This is a genomic window from Methylobacterium nigriterrae, from assembly GCF_037106235.1.
Taxonomy (GTDB): Bacteria; Pseudomonadota; Alphaproteobacteria; order Rhizobiales; family Beijerinckiaceae; genus Methylobacterium; species Methylobacterium nigriterrae.
Genome location: NZ_JBAWTG010000769.1, coordinates 1 through 283, shown reverse-complemented (window position 1 = coordinate 283; position 283 = coordinate 1). Strand labels below are relative to the sequence as shown.

The window sequence follows — 283 nt, the reverse complement described above, 5'->3', positions numbered from 1 at the left end:
CGGCGGCCGGGCCCCGCCCCCCCCCGCCCTCCACCGGCTGCGCGCGCGCCTGCTCGCGGGCGACCGCGCGGCGCTCGCGCGCGCGATCACGCTCGCCGAAGCGAAGCGGTCCGATCACCGGGCGCTCGCGCGCGACCTGATCGACGCCGTCCTGCCGCGGACCGGCAACGCGATCCGGGTCGGCATCACGGGTGTGCCGGGGGTCGGCAAGTCGACGACGATCGACGCGCTCGGCGCGAATCTGACGGGGGCCGGCCACAAGGTGGCGGTGCTCGCGGTCGAC

At 78.4% G+C, this 283-nt stretch carries 1 pseudogene; it reads left to right on the top strand.

Annotated features, from left to right (window positions below):
- Positions 1–37 precede the first annotated feature (37 nt).
- Positions 38–283: pseudogene (locus tag WDW90_RS39090) on the top strand (methylmalonyl Co-A mutase-associated GTPase MeaB); the annotation flags it as partial.